The sequence below is a fragment of the Meiothermus hypogaeus genome (assembly GCF_003574035.1).
GTDB lineage: Bacteria > Deinococcota > Deinococci > Deinococcales > Thermaceae > Meiothermus > Meiothermus hypogaeus.
In genome coordinates this window covers 1-4462 of record NZ_QWKY01000136.1, presented here as the reverse complement: position 1 = coordinate 4462, position 4462 = coordinate 1, and the positions used below count along the sequence as shown (strand labels likewise).

Here is a 4462-nt window from a genome sequence, read left to right as displayed (position 1 = left end):
GTTCAGCGCGATGGTACGCTCTTTGGGACTCCATCGGATTGAAGCCCGCTCCTACTGGGGGCTGGTGGCCCGGGTGAACCTCATCCTGCTGGTCCACAACCTCATCCGCAGCCGGGTACTTCTCAAAATGGCTGGGGTGGAGCTATGAGGTAGCACACGAAGGGATTGGTTTCAGCGGGCCTGTACCACACTCAGCAGCTCCCGCCCACCCTCGGCCAGCAAGTCCTGAGCCAGGTCCTGGCCCAGCTCGACGGCCTCCTCGGCATCGCCCTCGATTTCGGCCCGGATGAGTTCGCGGCCATCGGGGGAGGCCACCACCCCCTGCAAAATCAGGATATCGTCGCCTTGCAGGGTTGCCAGCGCACCCGCGGCGCACTCGTCGCCCGCACCCAGGGCCTGCAAGAAGGCCCGCTCGGCAGAGACCCGTGCATTAGAGGCCCGGTGATTCAGGCTGTAGGCCAGTTCTTCGGCCCAGTCGTCCCCCAGGCGCACCTCGAGGCCCAAAGCCCCCTGGCCGGGCGCAGGCAGCAGAATCTCGGGGTCTATGAGCTGGTCAATGCGGTTACGTAAATCCAGTCGCAGCAGGCTGGCTGCGCCGATAATCACGGCGTCGTACTCGCCGGTTCCCAGTGCGCTCAGGCGGTCGTCCACGTCGCCCTCGAGGTCGCGCAGGCTCAGGTCGGGACGGTAGGCCAGCAGTTGGGCTTTGCGCCGCAGGCTGTTGACCCCCACCACCGCTCCTTTGGGCAGTTCCTCCAGCCGCTTGGCGCTGCGTCCTACCAGGGCCTCGCGGGGCTCTACCCGCTTGGTCACCGCTACCAGACGAATTCCGGGCACTTCCTGGGTGGGCAGATGTTTGAGCGAGTACACCGCAATATCCACTTCCCGCTTTCCCAAAGCCTGCCGCAGAGCCTCCGCTGCGCTGCTCTCGGAGGCGTTTTTGGACTGCACGGTGCGTATTTTGAACTCGGTCTCGGGCCAGTTTTCCTTCAGGCGTTCCATCACCCAGCGGGTCTGGGCTTGGGCCAGCAGGCTTGCCCTGGCCCCGATTACGATGACGCGCATAACGCCAATATATTAGCCGGAATTGACCAATTGTGAAATGCAAGGGGCTCAAGCTCTTTCGGTCAGTCGAGATTTGCCCCGAGTTCGCGGTATGGAGGAGGAATTTGCTCGGCCTCGAGCTCGAAGTCCTCGCCTACCCGCCGGGCTTTCCCTTCCTTAACCAGCGCATAGAGCGTCTGGCTCACGTACTGCTGCACCCGCCGCAGCGGCAGCGTGTCGGGCTTTAGTTCCGGGCGGTGTTGGCGCAAGAAAGCCCGATGAAAAGCAGGGAGCTCGTGCAGGGGTAGCCGGGCCTCGAGTGCCGACCAGCGCAAGGGCGCGCTCATGCTCCCTACAGTTTATCCCACCCTCCAACCCCCTCGTTGTCCGCTTCCGCCCTAAGCCTTAACGAGCTTTGCCAAAGGCATACACCAGCTCGTCGCCTTTTCGCACCACAAACAGAATGGCTGCCTTGCCTGCGCTGTCCTTAAGGTCGTAGCGGGTGCGAATTTCGCCCGCGACCTGGGTTTCCTGCTGGTTCTCCACAAAATAACCCGCCACCGCGAAGCCGGTCAGAATCTGCTGCACAAAACCGGCCTGCAGGCGAGCCGCCAGGCCCCGGGCCGCATAGACCTCCAGGTTGAAGCGCCCGGCATCGGGAATCCGGGCCACAATGGCCTCGCTGCCCCGCCCGGCCCGGAATGAACCGGAAGGAAAGCGCACATTGGCATCCAGGGTGGAAGCAATGGCAGCAACGGTGGTGACCTCGACCAGGGTTTGGGCCAGGGCGGGGGCCCCCAACAGAAGCAACCAGGAAAGCAGAAGCACTTTCATACGAAGAGGGTAGCCTCTCGCTGGCGGGAATCCGGGTTATTTGACATGCCGGCAAGGCTTTATTTTTTGCCCTGAACAAAGTCGCACCTACCAGAGACTGGCATCAGAACCTGGTAACTACGGCGGTGTCCTTGGGCGGCAGGGCCGGCAGCCCCAGTGCCTTCCAGCGCTCGTCCACGCGCCGCACGATTTCGGCCGACATCATGATTTTGGGCGGCCAGCGGCGGGTAAAGCCCTCCTCAGCCAGCTTGCGGGTGCCGTCAAGCACCAGCATGGGGCCCTCCACCCCTGACATCACCCAGGCATCGCGCTCGGGGTCAATGTTGTTGAGCACCGCCCACATCACCTCGTCGAAGTCCAGCTGGGTGTCACTATCGGTGATGAGCATCAGGCGAATGCCCGCGCTCTGAGGGGCAACCAGCAGATGCTCGGCGATTTCCCGGGCCTGGTGGGGACGGGTTTTCTCCAGCGTAACCATCCAGATACCGGGCAGTTGCTTCTGGCGCACCCCCGGAATGCCCGGCAGGCTGGGGTGGGCCCTGGGAGTGAAGGGGAGGGGGCCGCCTTCTTCTTCCAGCTTGGCCGTGCCGTCAATAATCAGCTTGCCCCCATAGCCCATAGCCCGCGAAGAGTGGTCGAGCACATCGATGGGGCCCCTCGAGACCAGGGTATCGCGGCCCGGCACAGCGTGTTGCAGGGCGTGTTGCAGGGCCTCGGGGCCTTTGAGCGGGGCGCCTGCGTCCAGCACCACCATCACCTTGGCAAACATCATCTGGCCCAGGCCAAAGAGGCCGTTGGCCACCTTGTAGCCCTGGCCGGGGTAGCGTTTCTCGATGCTCACGTTGACCCAGTTGTGGGCCACCCCGGCGGGTGGCATGTGGTAGTCGGTAATTTCCGGCAGGATGAGCTGGGCGGCGGGCAGGAAGAGCCGCTCGGAAGCCTCGATCAGATAGGCATCTTCCATGGGGGGGCGGCCCACGATGGTTGCGGGGTAGATGGCTTTCTTGCGGTGGGTGATGGCGGTCACGTGAAAGCGGGGGTAGAAGTCTTCCAGGGTGTAAAAGCCGGTGTGGTCGCCAAAAGGCCCCTCGACGACCAGGTCTTCAGTGGGGTCTATGTAGCCCTCGAGCACAAACTCGGCCTCGGCGGGCACGGGCAGGTCTACCGTGATGCCACGGGTGAGCTCCACCGGCTGCCCGCGCAAAAACCCGGCCAGGTTGAACTCGTTTACGCCCGGAATGGGCGGCACCGGGGCAGTGGCGGCGTAGGTCAGGATGGGGTCGCCCCCCAGGGCAACGGCGACCTCGAGCCGCTTCCCCAGCTTTTTGGCCTTGTCGTAGTGCCGCCGCCCCACCTTATGCAGTTGCCAGTGCATGGCGGTGCTTTGCTTGTCCAGCACCTGCATGCGGTACATGCCCAGGTTCAACTCGCCCGTTTCGGGGTCTTTGCTAATCACCAGCGGCAAGGTGATGTAGGGGCCGCCGTCCAGGGGCCAGCACTTGAGGATGGGAATTCTGGACAGGTCTACCTGCTCGCCCTGCCAGACCACCTCCTGCACCGGGCCGCCGCGCACTTTTTTGGGGAAAAAGCCCTTCAGCTCACGCAGCTTGGGCAGCAGGGCAAAGGCCGCCTTGAGGCCGCCCTTGCCGGGGTTCAGGTTCATCAAACTGGCGACCCGCTCGGCCAGGTCGTCCAGGCGCTTTACCCCCATGGCCCGCGCGGTGCGTTCTGCCGTGCCAAAGCCCCCAATAAAGATCGGAAAATCGCGGCCTTGTACGTTTTCGAAGAGCAAAGCCGGGCCTCCGGCTTTGACCATGCGGTCGGCGATTTCGGTGATTTCCAGTTCGCAGGAAACTGGTTCCTGGATGCGCAGGAGTTCGCCCTGGCGCTCGAGGTCTTGGATGAATGCCTGAAGGTTCTTGTACATCCATTTCAGGATAGCCGATGCGCCCAGGGGCAATATGGAAGCAGCTTTCAACTGCGGCTCAAGGTTCTAAAGGCAGGTGCTCGAGGCGAAACTGCCGGGGTGTTCCGTAGACCAGGACTGCTTCCAGCCGTACCGGCACATCGTCGCGGCCCAGTAGGTAAAGCACAGATTTGTAGATGCGCTCGTACTTGGTGGGGGTGAGGGCCTCGAGGGGCGTCCCAAACGCATTGCTGCGGCGCTGCTTGACCTCGATAGCCACGTAGGTGGGGCCATCCTGCATCCAGAGGTCAATTTCACCAAAGGGGGTGCGCTTATTTTGCCCCAGCAGGACGTATCCTTTGGCCAGCAGATGCTTGCGGGCCAGCGCTTCGGCCCAGGCCCCTTTCATAGCGGGCTTTCCAGCACCTGCTGTCCGTTGACCACCACCCGCAGCACCGCCGTTCCGCGCACCACAATCTCCTGGCTAAAGCTCCAGGGCTGCTGCACCGGCCCTTCAAATACCGTATTGACCAACACCTCGTCCTGCACCGTAATCACCACCACTGCGTTGGGAATATTCTCTGGCAGGGTGTAGCTCACATTGACCCGGCGCTCCTGCGGCCCGGCGGGTACGGGGGTTGGGGTGGGCTGGTTTACGTCGGGGTTGGTGGGCTCGGG

The 4462-nt window shown here is 63.0% G+C and carries 5 protein-coding genes and 1 pseudogene; all 6 read right to left on the bottom strand.

Translation table 11 applies throughout. The features are described from left to right. Positions 1-171 precede the first annotated feature (171 nt). Entirely contained in the window at positions 172-1065 is an 894-nt protein-coding gene (hemC, locus tag Mhypo_RS17270; protein WP_119342474.1) for a hydroxymethylbilane synthase, read from the bottom strand. 62 nt (positions 1066-1127) lie between these two features. Continuing rightward, on the bottom strand, positions 1128-1391 hold the full coding sequence (locus Mhypo_RS17265; RefSeq protein ID WP_119342473.1) for a hypothetical protein: 264 nt from the start codon (positions 1389-1391) through the stop codon (positions 1128-1130). Between the two features lie 58 nt (positions 1392-1449). Next, positions 1450-1878, bottom strand: coding sequence for a hypothetical protein (locus tag Mhypo_RS17260; protein ID WP_119342472.1), 429 nt, complete (start codon positions 1876-1878; stop codon positions 1450-1452). Between the two features lie 103 nt (positions 1879-1981). Beyond that, positions 1982-3805 carry a menaquinone biosynthesis decarboxylase gene (locus Mhypo_RS17255; RefSeq protein WP_119342475.1) on the bottom strand — a complete coding sequence of 608 codons (1824 nt, stop codon included), beginning with the start codon at positions 3803-3805 and terminating at the stop codon, positions 1982-1984. A gap of 58 nt (positions 3806-3863) precedes the next feature. Then, positions 3864-4193 carry a YraN family protein gene (locus tag Mhypo_RS17250; protein ID WP_119342471.1) on the bottom strand — a complete coding sequence of 110 codons (330 nt, stop codon included), beginning with the start codon at positions 4191-4193 and terminating at the stop codon, positions 3864-3866. Further along, positions 4190-4462 (bottom strand): annotated as a pseudogene (locus Mhypo_RS17245) (PASTA domain-containing protein); the annotation flags it as partial. The pseudogene Mhypo_RS17245 and the gene Mhypo_RS17250, both read right to left, overlap by 4 nt.

Bases quoted from the DNA above. Each gene is read 5' to 3' on its own strand.
- hemC (WP_119342474.1), bottom strand. From the start codon at position 1,065: ATGCGCGTCATCGTAATCGGGGCCAGGGCAAGCCTGCTGGCCCAAGCC.
- Mhypo_RS17260 (WP_119342472.1), bottom strand. From the start codon at position 1,878: ATGAAAGTGCTTCTGCTTTCCTGGTTGCTTCTGTTGGGGGCCCCCGCC.
- Mhypo_RS17250 (WP_119342471.1), bottom strand. From the start codon at position 4,193: ATGAAAGGGGCCTGGGCCGAAGCGCTGGCCCGCAAGCATCTGCTGGCC.
- Mhypo_RS17265 (WP_119342473.1), bottom strand. From the start codon at position 1,391: ATGAGCGCGCCCTTGCGCTGGTCGGCACTCGAGGCCCGGCTACCCCTG.
- Mhypo_RS17255 (WP_119342475.1), bottom strand. From the start codon at position 3,805: ATGTACAAGAACCTTCAGGCATTCATCCAAGACCTCGAGCGCCAGGGC.